The sequence below is a fragment of the Salipiger sp. 1_MG-2023 genome, assembly GCF_030547555.1.
Taxonomy (GTDB): Bacteria; Pseudomonadota; Alphaproteobacteria; order Rhodobacterales; family Rhodobacteraceae; genus Salipiger.
On record NZ_JAUOQN010000002.1, the window covers coordinates 1 to 14865 of the forward strand.

Consider the following 14865-nt stretch of genomic DNA (forward strand, 5'->3'; position numbering starts at 1 on the left):
GTGGCGATGAAAGCCGAGACAACACGACGGCTGCTCTTGCCGGCATGGGCCAGGGCATTTCGCTGGAAGTGAACGCGGCAGCGCTGCCAGGTGGTCGACAGGACACGGGCGGTGGCCGCCTTGATGCCCTCATGGGCGTCAGAAATGACCAGCTTCACGCCTGACAGACCACGCCGGACGAGGTCGCGCAGGAACTCAGTCCAGAAGGGCTCAGCCTCGGAGGCACCGATCGCCATGCCCAGCACCTCACGTCGGCCATCCATGTTGACGCCCACCGCGAGGGTGACCGCGACGCTGACGATGCGCCCGCCCTGGCGCACCTTCAGGTAGGTCGCGTCAATCCACAGGTAGGGCCATTCCCCCTCGATGGGCCGCGTCAGGAAGGCATCGACCCGGTCGTCGATTTCCTCGCACAAGCGGCTGACCTGGCTCTTCGAGATTCCGGTCCCGCCCATCGCCTGGACAAGATCATCCATGGCACGGGTCGATACGCCATGGACGTAGGCTTCCTGGATCACCGCTGTCAGCGCCTTCTCGACCGACCGCCGCGGCTCGAGGAAAGACGGAAAGTACGACCCGGTGCGCAGGCGCGGGATACGCAACTCGACGCTGCCTGCCCGGGTCTGCCAGTCCCGATCCCGATAGCCATTGCGTTGCGCCAGCCGATCGTTGCTCTTCTCGCCGTAATCAGCACCAGTCTTGGCGCCGACCTCCAGTTCCATGAGCCTCTCGGCCGCGAAGCCGATCATCTCGCGCAACAGGTCCGCATCTGCGCTCTTCTCGACCAGCGCGCGTAGGTCCATCATGGGTTTGGTCATCGGGTGTCGTCCTTGGTTCAGGTTGGTTCTCGCAACCCGACCCTACCGGGAAACCCGATGGCCACCGTAAGCTACACCACGTCTGGGGACGTCACCGGCGCCATCGCCATCCTCCTCCGAAACCCACCTGACCTTGCGCGCAAGATCGTCGCGGCCCGCTGATTTCAGGGCTGCACGCTCATGCGCCAAGACGCGCTCTTCACCGGCACGGCCGAGGGCGCGGTTTCGCTCGTCTCGTGCCGCGACATCGAATTTGCGGGCGATGTGCAGCATCTGCTCCAGCTCCTGCGGAGGAGGCTGGTTCGACAGCGTGGGCGGCGGCCCGATCCAGATCGGCCGCGCCTCCGCGAGGCCGGTCGTCGGGCGGTTGCCCAAGACCACGGACGCCCAGTCCGGATGCGACTGCATCCAACGCTGAACAGCATCCTCAAGCGAACTCTGATAATTGAAGGCAGGAGCAAGACCAGTCAGCCAAGGCTCACCTAACCCCTTGAGAACGGCGCTGATGTTCTGATGCTTGTACTCGATCGCTTTCTTTGAGCGATCGATCCGCTCCGCGAGTGTTCGATAGGATGCCGCCTTGTTCGGCGTGGCTCCCGATAGATCGTCGGCCAGCATCGCGAAGTAATCCGCGACGATCAGGTCGTTCTCTTGATCTGTCCAGGGCCCGTTCGACATTGCGCCAGGCTAGGGGCGGAAACTGCGTTTGTCATCAGAGACTTCGCGCAAAACTCCCAAGACATACCAACCACTACGCCGCCCGTGTCGCGCCTCTGACTTCATCGAAACAAGCCGGAACCAGCGAAACAGGGGCGCAACGCGATCCGGTCAGTTCATTGAAATGTATGGAGATTGTGAATCCGTCTCGCCGAGAGCGAGGGGCGGGTGGAAAGAGACGCTGGGCGTTAGGAGACTGATCTCACGCTGCAGGCTAGTCTCCGAAGGGCGGATGGTCCCTGCAAACCCCTTTGGCGCATAAAGAAAAAGGCCCCGCGAGGGACCTGTTTTCGGGTTTGCAATGTGCAAGTGGCGGAGAGGAAGGGATTCGAACCCTCGAGACGGTTCCCCGCCTACACACTTTCCAGGCGTGCGCCTTCGACCACTCGGCCACCTCTCCGTCGACCCGTTTAGCGGAACACATATCCCGGGTGCAAGGGCCAAAATCCTATAAAATCGGCCCCGGAGCACTGCTTCGGGGCCGGGGCGGCTTACATGTTCGGATAGTTCGGGCCGTCACCGCCCTGCGGGGTGGTCCAGGTGATGTTCTGGGCCGGGTCCTTGATGTCGCAGGTCTTGCAGTGCACGCAGTTCTGGAAGTTGATCACGAAGCGCGGGCCGCTGTCGTCCTCGACGAATTCATACACCCCCGCCGGGCAATAGCGTTGCGACGGGCCGGCGTAGCTGGCGTAATCGACCGCGACCGGCACCCCCTCGTCCTTGAGGCGCAGATGACAGGGCTGGCTTTCCTCGTGGTTGGTAAAGGCAAATGACACGTTGGTCAGCCGGTCGAAGGACAGCTTGCCATCGGGCTTGGGATAATCGATCGGCTTGTGATGCGATGCCGGCTCGGTCATCTGCGCGTCGTTCTTGCCGTGCTTCATCGTGCCGAACAGCGAGAAGCCCAGCACGTTGGTCCACATGTCCATGCCACCAAGGCTCAGCGAGCCCATCAGGCCGTAATGTGACCAGATCGGCTTGACGTTGCGCACCTTCCACAGGTCCTTGCCGATGTCGCCGTCGCGCACCTCGGTTTCGTAGGCAGTCAACTCATCGCTTGAGCGGCCTTCGGAGAGCGCGGCAAAGGCGGCCTCGGCCGCGGCGATGCCCGACAGCATAGCGTTATGGTTGCCCTTGATGCGCGGCACGTTGACCATGCCGACCGAGCAGCCCAGCAACGCCACGCCGGGCGCCACCATCTTGGGCATCGACTGATAGCCGCCTTCGGAAATCGCGCGGGCGCCATAAGCAACGCGCTTGCCGCCCTCGAGCAGGTTGGCGATCTGCGGGTGATGCTTCCAGCGCTGGAATTCCATGTAGGGGAACAGATGCGGGTTCTTGTAGTTCAGGTGCACCACGAAGCCGACGTAAACCTGATTGTTGTCGAGGTGATAGACGAACCCGCCGCCCCCGGCGTTCGATCCGAGCGGCCAGCCCATGGTGTGCTCGACCCGGCCTTCCTGATGCTTTTCGGGGTCGATCTCCCAGATCTCCTTCATCCCGAGACCGAATTTCTGCGGGCATTTGCCATCCGAGAGATCGTATTTGGCGATGACCTCTTTGGACAGAGAGCCGCGCACGCCTTCGGAGAGGAAGACATACTTGCCCAGCAGTTCCATCCCCGGCTCGGTGTTGGGCCCATAGCTGCCGTCGGGCTCAAGACCGAACACCCCGGCAACGACGCCCCTGACCTCGCCGTTCTCGCCATAGACCAGCTCGGAGCAGGACATGCCGGGGAACACCTCGACGCCCAGTTCCTCGGCCTGCTCGGCCATCCAGCGGCAGACGTTGCCCATGGACACGATGTAATTGCCATGGTTCGACATGAATTTGGGCATCGGCCAGTGCGGAATGCTCATTTTGCCCGCTTCACCCAGCAGGTAGAACTTGTCCTGCGTCACCGGCACGGTGATCGGCGCGCCCTTGGCTTTCCAGTCGGGAATCAGCTTGTTCAGCCCGCAGGGGTCCAGCACCGCGCCCGACAGGATATGGGCGCCAACTTCGGACCCCTTTTCCAGCACGACCACGGACAGATCCGCATCCAGCTGCTTGAGCCGGATCGCCGCCGACAGGCCTGCAGGCCCTGCGCCGACGATCACGACATCGTATTCCATGCTTTCTCGCTCGATCACGCTCATCTGGCTTCCTCCGGGGGTCTTCTGCTGCGACCCGAAGGCGCGCGCAATATTATTTCAAAAAAGACCTAACGCGGCGATGCGGCATTGGTCAATGCATCCGCAGCGTCGTTGCGCAAAGCTCCTGCACCGCTAGGATTGCTGCGACAAGGGCGACAAGCTGCCAAGCCACTTGAACAGATGTACCTGCGCACGCTATGTGCGTATGCTAGACTGAAATGCACGAACCGTACGTTCAGGAGCCGCCTCCTTGGAAAAGATACTGATCACCCGCGCGGGTTTCACCGCGCTTGAAATCGAATTGAAGAAGCTCAAGTCCGTGGAGCGCCCGTCCGTGATCCGGGCGATCGCCGAGGCGCGCGAGCTTGGCGACCTCAAGGAGAACGCCGAATACCATTCCGCCCGTGAAAAGCAGGGCTTCATCGAGGGCCGCATCAAGGAGATCGAGGCGATCATCAGCCTCTCCGAGGTGGTGGACCCGGCCAAGATGTCCGGCCCGATCAAGTTCGGCGCCACCGTGTCGCTGGTCGATGAAGACACCGACGAGGAAAAGACCTGGCAGATTGTCGGCGAACACGAAGCCAGCATCGAAAAGGGTCTTCTCAACATCAAATCGCCGATTGCCCGCGCCCTGATCGGCAAGGAAGAAGGTGACAGCGTCGAGGTCCGCACCCCGGGCGGCGAGAAAAGCTACGAGATCCTCAGCATCTCTTACAAGTAGGGTCTGGCCATGGCCGACAGCAACGATCTTCGCAAGACCCCGATCGGGATCTATGATCCGGCGGAGAAACGCGGCCCTGCCGCAGTAGACATCACGGCGCTGCTGCTCAGCGTCTTGTGGCTGCTGCTGTCGGGGGCGTTCTTCTTGCTGTACGGCGGCGAAGGGGTCGACGGGCTGCGCTTTGTGCTGACGGTGATGGTGGTGTTCCTGCCGGTGGCGATGATCTGGGTCGCGGCCAGCACCATGCGCGCGGCGCGGGTGATGCGCGATGAAAGCGCCCGGCTGCACGCGGCCATCGACGCCATCCGCGCCGCCTACCTGACGCAGGCGCAGACCGGGCGCACCGAACCGCAGGGCGGAAACATCGCCCGCAAGCTTGACGAGCTGGTCGCCTCGCAGCGCAAGACCGAAGCCACGCTGGCGATGATCACCTCGCAGCGCGCGGTCGACAGCGCCGCGCCCGCTGCCCCCGCCCCGGGGCAACCGCAGCCCGAGGATCAGGCGACGCTGTCGCTGGGCACACCTGCCGATGCGCTGCAACCGCCGCTGCCCAACAGCGATCTCATCCGCGCGTTGAATTTCCCCGAAACCGCCGAGGATGCAGAAGGGTTTGCCGCGCTGCGCCGGGCGCTCAAGGACCGCCCCGCTGCGCAGCTCATTCAGGCCGCGCAGGACGTGCTGACGCTGCTGTCGCAGGATGGCATCTACATGGACGATCTGCGCCCCGATCTGGCCCGCACCGAGATCTGGCGCGCCTTTGCCGCCGGTACGCGCGGGCGCGAGATCGCGGCGCTTGGCGGCGTGCGCGATCGCGCCTCGCTGGCGCTGACCGCCGGGCGCATGAAGCAGGACCCGATCTTTCGCGATGCGGCGCATCATTTCCTGCGGCTGTTCGACCGCGCGGTGGCGCGCTTTGCCCCCGAGGCAAGCGACGCCGAACTGTCCGAACTGGCCAACACCCGCTCGTCGCGGGCCTTCATGCTGCTGGGCCGGGTCGCGGGCACCTTTGACTGACACTCACATCAGCTGAACGCATCAAAAGCCCCGTGCCCCGGACAGGGACGCGGGGCTTTGGCGTTTGGACGATCAGCCCAGCAGACGGCGGGCGATCACCTGCGCCTGAATTTCGGCGGCCCCTTCAAAGATGTTCAGGATGCGGGCATCGCACAGGATGCGGCTGACCTTGTATTCCAGCGCAAAGCCGTTGCCACCATGGATCTGCAACGCGTTGTCGGCATTGGCCCATGCCACGCGCGCACCCAGCAGCTTGGCCATCCCCGCCTCGAGATCGCAGCGGATGCCCTCGTCTTTCTCGCGGGCCGAGAAATAGGTCAGCTGGCGCGCGATCATGATCTCGACCGCCATCATCGCCAGCTTGCCCGACACGCGCGGAAACTCGATAAGCGATTTGCCGAACTGCTTGCGATCTTCGGCGTATTGCATGCCGACATCCAGCGCCGATTGCGCCACACCGATGGCGCGGGCGGCGGTCTGGATACGGGCGGATTCGAAGGTCTCCATCAGCTGCTTGAAGCCCTTGCCCTCTTCGCCGCCCAGAAGGTTCTCGCCCTTGACCTTGAAGCCGTCAAAGCCGAGCTCGTATTCCTTCATGCCGCGATAGCCGAGCACCTCGATCTCGCCGCCTGTCATGCCCTCGGTGGGGAACGGGTTGGCATCGTCGCCCGGCGTCTTTTCCGCAAGGAACATCGACAGGCCCTTGTAATTGTCGCTCGACGGATCGGTGCGGGCCAGCAGCGTCATGATATGCGTGCGCGCGGCGTGGGTGATCCATGTCTTGTTGCCGGTGATGATCCAGTCGCCATTGTCGTCCTTCACCGCGCGGGTGCGCAGCGCGCCAAGATCCGAGCCGGTGTTGGGTTCGGTGAACACCGCCGTGGGCAGGGTCTCGCCCGAGGCCAGCGCCGGAAGCCATTTCTGCTTCTGCTCTTCGGTGCCGCCCGCAATGATCAGTTCGGCGGCGATTTCCGACCGGGTGCCCAGCGAGCCGACACCGATATAGCCGCGCGACAATTCCTCGGACACCACGCACATCGACGCCTTGGACAGGCCGAAGCCGCCGTATTCCTCGGGGATGGTCAGGCCAAAAACGCCCATCTCGGCCAACTCCTCGATGATCTCCATCGGAATCAGCTCGTCCTTGAGGTGCCAGTCATGGGCAAAGGGTTCCACCTTGTCGACGGCATAGCGGCGGAACTGCTCGCGGATCATTTCCAGCTCGTCGTCGAGCCCGGCCTTGCCCACGGTAATCTCGGCCGAGCGTTCCTGCATCAGCTCGACCAGCCGACTGCGCGCGCCCTGCGTGTTGCCGCGCGCCATCAGCAGCTCGACCGCAGGGGTGCGGAACCCGGCCAGCACGTCCGGCGCAAGGCCCAGATCGCCAAGGCGCACCATCTCGCCCTGATTCATCTGAATGCCACCGGCGATCTGGCTGAGGTATTCGCCAAAGGCGATCTGCTGGATGATCTGTTCGATCTCGCCAAAGCTGGCCTCGGAGGTCAGCTTGTTGGCCCAGTACTGCATCTGGCGCAGGGATTCGACATAGGTGGCCAGCCACGCAAGGCCATGGGCCGCGAACTGGTTCGCTTCGACAAGGCGGCTCGACACGCGCCCGCCGTCTTCGGTCATGGCCCGTACCGAGGCGCGCGCCGCCTCCAGAACCGCCTCGGCGGGGGCGATGGCCGCATCGGTGAGGCTCAGCAGATCGTCCAGCAGGATGCCCTGGCCCATTGCCAGGTCGGCTCCGTCATGTGCCATGATTCATGTCCTTCCTCTAGGGTCGCACCGGGGATAGCTACTTTGCAGTTGCAGCGCAATAAAAATTCAAGTGAGTATAGTCATGGGTTCTATTATTTCGCGGTCGATTTCGGAGGCGCGCGGATTCTGCCCATGTTAACAGCGGGCCATGGACAGTATACTTACTCTGATTTCGCCCTCCCTGCTTGCGCTTTCTTTCGCCATTGCAGCACTGGCGGGTCTCGTGAAGGGCATGGTCGGCTTCGCCATGCCGATGATCCTCATCTCCGGTCTGTCGAGCTTTTTGCCGCCAGAGCTGGCACTGGCCGGGCTGATCCTGTCGGCTCTGGCCACCAACGCGGTACAGGCGTTGCAGCAGGGCTGGCGCGCAGCGATGGCGTCGATGCAGCGCTTCGGGCTGTTCCTTGGGGTGGGGCTGGTGTTCCTGCTGCTGTCCTCGCAGCTGGTGGCGGTGCTGCCGGCGAATGTGCTGCTGGGAATGATCGGTGCGCCGGTGGTGTTGTTCTGCGTGATGCAACTCGCCGGCTGGAAGGCGCATCTGCCCAATGGCCCGAGCCGCCCCATCGAGGCGGCGGTTGGCGCAATCGCCGGGTTCCTCGGTGGCATGTCCGGTGTCTGGGGGCCGCCCGTGGTGGCCTATCTGACGGCGATCGACACGGAAAAGCGCGAACAGGTGCGGGTTCAGGGGGTCATCTACGGGCTGGGCGCGGTGGCGCTGACCGGCGCGCATGTCACCTCGGGAGTGCTGAACGCACAGACCGCCCAATTCTCTGCGCTGCTGCTGATTCCGGGGCTGACCGGCATGTGGCTGGGCATGAAGGTGCATGACCGCATCGATCAGGCGCTGTTTCGCAAGATGACGCTTTGGGTGCTGCTGCTAGCGGGGTTGAACCTGCTGCGCCGGGCGTTGATGGGTTAATAGCGCGGATCGTCCAGCGTATCGGAGAACCGCCGTGGCATCAGCGATTGCTGGAACCATTGCACGAAGCTGTAGATCGAGAACACCGGCAGCCCGGTGACCCGGCGCACATCCGCCGCGTAAGGCACCATATTGGTGCATTCCAGCACGATCGCGCCCAGCTCTGGGTGCGCCGCGTGAAAATCCCGGGCTGCGTCGATCATGTCGGCGCGGCAGGCGGCAAAGTCGATCTCCAGCTCATCCCCAAGGATCGCCCGGGTGAACTCTCGCCCGCCCTCGGTGCCCCAGACGGGCGTATCGAGCGGCACGTTCGCCGCCGCCAGATGCCGGTCGGTCAGCGTGGATTTTGAGATCGTCAGGATGCCCGCCCGCTTGCCCGGCGGCAGCATCGCCTGCACCATTGGCACCTGCATCAGCGACGAGGTCGCGACCGGCACCGGCACGGCGCGGGCGATCTGATCCTGCACGATGGCCAGAAAGCCGCAATTGGTGGTGATGCCGTCACAGCCATGCGCCACCAGATCCTGCGCCTGTTCAATGAACAGATCCACCAGCACCCGCGCATCCTGCCGCACCACCCTGTCGGGCGAGGCGCCGCGCACTACCCGGTATTGCACCGGAAAAGGCCATGTCAGCGCGTTGCCCATATCGCCGGGAATGCGCGGAAAGCGCGTTTCCAGCATCAGAATGCCAAGGGTCGCGCCAAAGACGGTCTTGCCGCCGTGGGTTGTCTGCATGGTGCCGGGCCTTTCTGGTTCGTCCCGGCAGAACGCGCCCGCCTCGCGGCCTTGTCAAGAGCGTCAGAACGCCTGCGCCGCCTTCACCGCGCGCTTCCATGCCGCGTATTTGTCCTCGCGGGTGGCGTCGTCCATCGCGGGGTCGAACTGGCGCTCCAGCTCCCATGTCTTGGCGAAGCCGTCCATGTCGGGGTAAAGACCCGCCCGTTGGCCCGCCAGCCACGCCGCGCCCATGGCGGTGGTCTCCAGCACCTTGGGCCGGTCGACAGCCGCCCCGGTGATATCGGCAAGGAATTGCATGGCGAAATCACTGGCGCTCATGCCGCCATCGACCCGCAGCGTGGGATCGTCGGCATCGGATGACCAATCGGCGTGCATCGCATCCAGCAGATCTCGGGTCTGGTAGCCGACCGATTCCAGCGCCGCGCGGGCCATTTCGGCCGGGCCGCTGTTGCGGGTCAGGCCAAACACCGCCCCCCGGCATTCGGCGTTCCAATAGGGCGCGCCAAGCCCGGTGAAAGCCGGCACCATGACCAGAGATTGCGACGGATCGGCGCTTTGCGCCAGCGGCTGGGATTCAGACGCGCTGCGGATGATCTTCAGCCCGTCGCGCAGCCATTGCACCACCGCCCCGGCAATGAATATCGACCCTTCCAAAGCATAGGTCCGCTTGCCATCGAGCTGATAGGCGATGGTGGTCAGCAGCCGGTTCTTCGATGTCACCATCTCGTCCCCGGTATTGAGCAGCGCGAAACACCCCGTCCCATAGGTGGATTTGAGCATTCCGGGCCGGAAACACGCCTGCCCGATGGTCGCCGCCTGCTGATCGCCAGCGATGCCCAGAATCGGGATCTCGGCCCCGAACAGATCCGCCCGCGCCATGCCGAAATCGGCGGCGCAATCCTTGACCTCGGGCAGCATCGACATCGGGATGCCCAGCATCTCACACATGGTCGAGGACCAGCGCCCGTGGCGGATGTCGTACAGCATGGTGCGCGCGGCGTTGGTGGCATCGGTCACATGCACATGGCCTTCGGTGAGGTTCCACACCAGCCACGAATCGACGGTGCCAAAGGCCAGCTCGCCCGCTTCGGCCCGCGCCCGCGCGCCCTCGACATTGTCGAGCAGCCAAGCAACCTTGGTGGCCGAGAAATACGGGTCGAGCAGCAGCCCGGTCTTGCGGGTCACCGTTTCCTCATGGCCCTGCGCCTTGAGCTTCTTGCAGAAATCAGAGGTCCGCCGGTCTTGCCAGACGATGGCATTGTGGATCGGCTTGCCGGTCTTGCGATCCCAGACCAGTGTGGTTTCGCGCTGGTTGGTGATGCCGATGCCGGCAATGTCGCGCGCCCTGACGCCGTGCTTTTCCATCACCCCCCGGCAGGTGGCCGCCGTGCTGGTCCACAGATCCATACAATCATGTTCGACCCAGCCTGAATCGGGGTAATGCTGGGTGAATTCTTCCTGACTGACGGCGGCGATCTTCAGAGTCTCGTCGAACAGGATCGCCCGGCTCGACGTGGTGCCTTGATCGATGGCGAGTATATAGCTCATTGCGGTCTCCCCCCTTCAGACCCGTGCGCGACGGGCATCCATATAGTCCCCAAGCCGTGCCAGCCCCTCCTCGGGCATCGACAGGCCAAGCTTGGTGCGCCGCCACAGCACGTCCTGCGGCGTGCGGGCGTATTCGCGATCCATCAGCCAGTCTACCTCGGCGGCGGTCAGGGTCGCGCCGAAATCCTCTCCAAGCGCCTCGGCCTCGGTCGAGACCCCAAGGATCGCCCGCGCGTCGGTGCCATAGGTTCGCACCAGCCGCCTCGCCCAGCGCTGATCAAGGAACGGATGTGCCTCACGCAGCGATGCGATCAGCGCGGCCACCCCGTCGACCGGGAAATCGCCGCCGGGCATCGACGCCTCGGCGGTCCATTTTTCGGTGCTGCGCCCGAGCGCGGCGTCGATCTTATCGAGCGCGCTTTCGGCAAGGCGGCGATAGGTGGTGATCTTGCCGCCAAACACGTTGAGCATCGGCGCGCCGCCGCTCGCCTCGACCTTGAGCGTGTAATCCCGAGTCGCCGCCGTGGCGCTGCTGGCGCCGTCGTCATATAGCGGGCGCACGCCGGAATAGGTCCAGACCACATCCGCATCGCTCAGCTGCTGCTTGAAGTAATGATTGGCGAAATTGATCAGGTAGGATTGCTCTTCGGGGGTGCAGACCGGTGCCTCGTTGGCATCCGTGTGCTCGGCGTCGGTGGTGCCGATCAGGGTGAAATCCTGTTCATAAGGGATGGCAAAGATGATCCGCCCATCGGTGCCCTGAAAGAAATAGCACTTGTCGTGATCGTAAAGCTTACGCGTGACGATATGCGAGCCGCGCACCAGCCGCACGCCTTCGCGCACGTTCAGATGCACCTTTTCGTGAATGATGTCGCCAACCCACGGCCCGCCCGCGTTGATCAACATCTTGGCATAGCGGGTCTGCGTCGCGCCGGTTTCTGTGTCCTGCAGGTCGATCCGCCATTGCCCGTCTTCGCGGGCGGCAGAGAGCACCTTGCTGCGGGTCAGGATCTGCGCGCCCCGCGCTTCGGCGTCGCGGGCGTTGAGCACCACGAGCCGCGAATCCTGTACCCAGCCATCGGAATATTCATAGGCCGTCTCGAACCGGTCCTGTAGCAGCGCCCCCTCGGGGGCGCTGCGCAGATCCAGCCGCGCCGTTCCGGGCAGGATCTTGCGCTTTCCCAGATCGAGATGGTCGTACATGAACAACCCAAGCCGGATCAGCCACGCCGGGCGCCGCCCCTTCATCCACGGCATCACCGTGGTCAGCAGCTTTGAGGTCGGCGTGTCGTTTTCAAAGCGCATCGAGGGGTGATAGGGCAGCACGAACCGCATCGGCCAGGCGATGTGGGGCATGGCGCGGATCAGCACCTCGCGTTCGGCCAGCGCTTCGTGCACGAGCCGGAATTCGAAATATTCCAGATAGCGCAGCCCGCCGTGGAACAGCTTTGTCGACGCCGACGAGGTCGCCGAGGCCAGATCGTTCATCTCGGCCAATGTCACGCTATAGCCGCGCCCGACCGCGTCGCGGGCAATGCCGCAGCCATTGATGCCGCCACCGATGATGAAAAGATCGCTCGGATCCGTGGTCTGGACACTCACGCGCGCCTCCTTTCGATTGTTGCACATCCTTGATGCCAAGCGCGGGCGCAGGTCACAACTGCCGCACGCAGGATTTCGCAGGTTCGCGCCGCGATCTAGCCCGCAGCGCGCGACAATCGAGCCCTGCCGTCGCGACGGCATGCCACGCGGGCCTGTGTCTTGACACTCCGGGGCCTGCCGCCCATGAAGCCGAGGCGCATTTTGCGCATCAGACTGCGTGAAATCAGGGGCTGAGCTTCATGGCGAAAGAGAAAGAACAGGGCGGCATCGTCGAGACCATCAAGACGGTCGTCTATGCGCTGCTCATCGCGGGCATCTTCCGGACGCTGTTCTTTCAGCCCTTCTGGATTCCGTCCGGGTCAATGAAGGACACGCTGCTGATCGGAGATTTCCTGTTCGTCAACAAGATGACCTACGGCTATTCCTACGCCTCCTGCCCGTCGATCCGCCTGCCGCAGATCGGCATCGACATCGACGCAAAAGACCTGTGCGGCTGGATGGGCGAAGACGGGCGGTTCCTTGGATCAGAGCCGGAGCGCGGCGATATCGTGGTGTTCCGCCACCCGGTGCACGGCTCGGATTTCATCAAGCGCCTGATCGGCCTGCCGGGAGACCGGATTCAGGTCAAGGAAGGGCTGCTCTATATCAATGACGAGCCGGTCAAGGTCGAGCCGAACGGCCTGTTCACCGAAACCGCCGCACCGCAGGGCCCGCAGCAGCTGCGCCCGCGCTGCGCAAACGGGCCGGTCGGCACCGGCGGGCTGTGCGAAAAGGAACGCCTGACCGAAACCCTGCCGAACGGCGTTTCGCACGACATTCTGAACATCGCGATGCAGGGGTCGGACAATACCGGTGTCTACACCGTGCCCGCTGGCAAGTATTTCATGATGGGCGACAACCGCGACAATTCTTCCGACAGCCGCGTGCCCAATGCTGCGGGCGGCGTCGGTTTCGTGCCCGCCGCGAACCTGATCGGCAAGGCATCGCGCGTGATGTTCTCGTCTTCGGGCCGCTCGATGCTGTACTTCTGGACCTGGCGGGCTGACAGGTTCTTCCACAAGCTGCAATGAAACGATCCGCTGAAATTGCCGCGCTCGAAGAGCGTCTTGGCCACCGCTTCAAAGATCCCGAGCGGCTGCGCCGCGCGCTGACCCATTCGTCGATGTCCTCGCCCGGGCGCGAGGACAACCAGCGCCTGGAATTTCTTGGCGACCGGGTGCTGGGGCTGGTGATGGCCGAGGCGCTGCTGGGCTCGGATCGCCGCGCCTCCGAGGGCCAGCTTGCCCCGCGTTTCAACGCGCTGGTGCGCAAGGAAGCCTGCGCCGAGGTCGCGCGCGACGTCGATCTGGGCGCGGCGCTGAAACTGGGCCGCTCCGAGATGATGTCGGGCGGGCGGCGCAAGATGGCGCTGCTGGGCGATGCGATGGAGGCGGTGATCGCCGCCGTCTATCTCGATTCGGGCTTCGACAGTGCCAAGGCGCTGATTCTGCGGCTCTGGGCCGACCGGATCGACCGGGTCGAGGATGACGCGCGCGATCCCAAGACCTCGCTTCAGGAATGGGCGCAGGCCCGCGGCATGCCGCCGCCTCAATATGTCGAGGTGTCCCGCTCGGGCCCCGATCACGCACCGGTGTTTACCATCGAATCCCGACTGGCCACCGGCGAGAGCGCGCAGGCCACCGCCGGCGCCAAGCGCAAGGCCGAGCAACAGGCCGCTGCGGCGCTGCTGGCCGTGGTAAACGGTGATTGACCGGCTGTCAGGCAATGCTCTGGGCGCACTGTTCATGTGTGTCTCGATGTTTCTGTTCGCGGTCGAGGACGCGCTGTTCAAATCCGTGACCCCCGGCCTGCCGCCGGGCGAGGCGACGCTGATCTTTGGCGTCACCGCGACGGCGATCTACATTGCGCTGACCCTGAATGCGCGCGAGCCGGTGCTGCATCCGGCGATCTTGCGCCCGACACTGCTGATCCGCACCTTCTTCGAGATCATGGGCCGCCTGTTCTTTGCGCTGGCGCTGGCCTGGACGCCGCTGTCGGTGACCTCGGCCATTCTTCAGGCCGCGCCGCTGGTGGTCACGGCGGGGGCGGCGCTGCTGCTGGGCGAGCGGGTCGGCCCGGCGCGCTGGATCGCCATGGCGATCGGCTTTGCCGGGGTCATCCTGATCCTGCGCCCCACCCCCGATGCATTCCGAATCGATGCGCTGCTGGCGCTTGCGGGCATGGTCGGCTTTGCCATGCGCGATCTGTTCACCCGGGCCAGCCCTCCGGCGGTATCGGCGAACCAGCTTGGCGTCATCGGCTGTTCGGTGATCATCGTCGCCGGGCTGATCATGCTGCCGTTCGATCCAGCCCCGCCGCGGATGCCCGAGGCGGGCGAGCTGTTGCGTCTTGTGCTGACCGGCAGCGTCGGCGCCGCCGCCTATTTCGCGCTGACCCGCGCGATGCGCGCCGGAGAGGTCTCGGTGGTTGCCCCCTTCCGCTATTCGCGGCTTCTGGTGGCTCTGGGCTTTGCCTACGTGTTCTTTGGCGAGCGCCCCGACCTATGGACCCTCGCCGGCGGGCTGTTGATCGTAACCAGCGGGATTTACACGCTGCTGCGGGCGCGTCAGCCCTTGCCTTCGCAGATCACCTGAATGGCGTTGCCGCTGCCGGGCGCCGACATCGAATTGTCCGCCGCCTGAATCGCGGCGCGGTTCTTTTGAATCCAGCTGCGGGCCTGACGGTCACAGGCGTCCCGATCCATGCCATCCTCGGCGCCCTTGATCGGGTAGGACTTGTAGCTGCCATCCATCTGCCGCGCGTGGATGGTTGGCACAAAAAGATCCTGCGCCAAGGCCGCGCCCGCCATGGCTACAAGAACTGCTGCTGTTAAAAGTGGTTTCATACCCGC

The 14865-nt window shown here is 64.1% G+C and carries 13 protein-coding genes, 1 tRNA gene and 1 pseudogene; 6 read left to right on the forward strand and 9 right to left on the reverse strand.

Annotation, left to right across the window (positions count from 1 at the left end; genetic code table 11):
* The 4 genes and pseudogenes from Q4543_RS01280 to Q4543_RS01295 all read right to left on the reverse strand — a co-directional run.
* A partial coding sequence (locus Q4543_RS01280) for an IS256 family transposase (RefSeq protein WP_303435891.1) occupies window positions 1-818 on the reverse strand: 818 nt, incomplete at its 3' end.
* 93 nt (window positions 819-911) lie between these two features.
* Window positions 912-1496 (reverse strand): annotated as a pseudogene (locus tag Q4543_RS01285) (hypothetical protein); the annotation flags it as partial.
* A 349-nt stretch (window positions 1497-1845) separates the two neighbouring features.
* Window positions 1846-1935 (reverse strand) — tRNA-Ser (locus Q4543_RS01290).
* Window positions 1936-2026: 91 nt separating this feature from the next.
* Window positions 2027-3673 (reverse strand): electron transfer flavoprotein-ubiquinone oxidoreductase, encoded by a 1647-nt coding sequence (locus Q4543_RS01295; protein ID WP_303435892.1) that lies wholly within the window; start codon window positions 3671-3673, stop codon window positions 2027-2029.
* A 247-nt stretch (window positions 3674-3920) separates the two neighbouring features.
* Here Q4543_RS01295 and greA point away from each other — a divergent pair, with 247 nt between their 5' ends.
* Complete coding sequence (greA, locus tag Q4543_RS01300; protein ID WP_216002318.1) at window positions 3921-4391, forward strand: transcription elongation factor GreA; 471 nt, start codon at window positions 3921-3923, stop codon at window positions 4389-4391.
* 9 nt (window positions 4392-4400) lie between these two features.
* On the forward strand, window positions 4401-5405 hold the full coding sequence (locus Q4543_RS01305) for a hypothetical protein (protein WP_303435894.1): 1005 nt from the start codon (window positions 4401-4403) through the stop codon (window positions 5403-5405).
* 72 nt (window positions 5406-5477) lie between these two features.
* Here the strand turns inward: Q4543_RS01305 and Q4543_RS01310 are convergent, their stop codons facing one another.
* A complete protein-coding gene (locus tag Q4543_RS01310) occupies window positions 5478-7166 on the reverse strand; it encodes an acyl-CoA dehydrogenase family protein (protein ID WP_303435895.1) in 1689 nt (562 codons plus the stop codon).
* Between the two features lie 148 nt (window positions 7167-7314).
* Here Q4543_RS01310 and Q4543_RS01315 point away from each other — a divergent pair, with 148 nt between their 5' ends.
* On the forward strand, window positions 7315-8085 hold the full coding sequence (locus Q4543_RS01315) for a sulfite exporter TauE/SafE family protein (RefSeq protein WP_303435896.1): 771 nt from the start codon (window positions 7315-7317) through the stop codon (window positions 8083-8085).
* Here Q4543_RS01315 and Q4543_RS01320 read toward each other — a convergent pair.
* From Q4543_RS01320 to glpD, 3 genes are all read right to left on the reverse strand, one after another.
* The gene (locus tag Q4543_RS01320; RefSeq protein ID WP_303435897.1) at window positions 8082-8822 is read right to left on the reverse strand and encodes an aspartate/glutamate racemase family protein; all 741 of its coding nucleotides are present in this window, start codon (window positions 8820-8822) and stop codon (window positions 8082-8084) included. The two genes, Q4543_RS01315 and Q4543_RS01320, sit on opposite strands and share 4 nt — an antisense overlap.
* A gap of 63 nt (window positions 8823-8885) precedes the next feature.
* On the reverse strand, window positions 8886-10373 hold the full coding sequence (glpK, locus tag Q4543_RS01325) for a glycerol kinase GlpK (protein WP_303435898.1): 1488 nt from the start codon (window positions 10371-10373) through the stop codon (window positions 8886-8888).
* Window positions 10374-10388: 15 nt separating this feature from the next.
* Window positions 10389-12002: a glycerol-3-phosphate dehydrogenase gene (glpD, locus tag Q4543_RS01330; RefSeq protein WP_303435899.1), complete on the reverse strand. Its 1614-nt coding sequence runs from the start codon at window positions 12000-12002 to the stop codon at window positions 10389-10391.
* Window positions 12003-12214: 212 nt separating this feature from the next.
* Here glpD and lepB point away from each other — a divergent pair, with 212 nt between their 5' ends.
* Genes lepB through Q4543_RS01345 form a run of 3 tightly spaced genes read left to right on the forward strand, consistent with a single transcriptional unit; the run spans window position 12215 to window position 14608 of the window.
* A complete protein-coding gene (gene lepB / locus Q4543_RS01335; protein WP_216002311.1) occupies window positions 12215-13045 on the forward strand; it encodes a signal peptidase I in 831 nt (276 codons plus the stop codon).
* A complete protein-coding gene (gene rnc / locus Q4543_RS01340) occupies window positions 13042-13725 on the forward strand; it encodes a ribonuclease III (RefSeq protein ID WP_216002310.1) in 684 nt (227 codons plus the stop codon). The genes lepB and rnc overlap by 4 nt, the downstream gene beginning before the upstream one ends.
* A gap of 4 nt (window positions 13726-13729) precedes the next feature.
* Window positions 13730-14608 (forward strand): DMT family transporter, encoded by an 879-nt coding sequence (locus Q4543_RS01345; protein ID WP_303436130.1) that lies wholly within the window; start codon window positions 13730-13732, stop codon window positions 14606-14608.
* On the opposite strand, the gene Q4543_RS01350 is transcribed toward Q4543_RS01345, so the two are convergent.
* Window positions 14581-14859 (reverse strand): hypothetical protein, encoded by a 279-nt coding sequence (locus Q4543_RS01350; protein WP_303435901.1) that lies wholly within the window; start codon window positions 14857-14859, stop codon window positions 14581-14583. The genes Q4543_RS01345 and Q4543_RS01350 overlap by 28 nt on opposite strands.
* Window positions 14860-14865 lie beyond the last annotated feature (6 nt).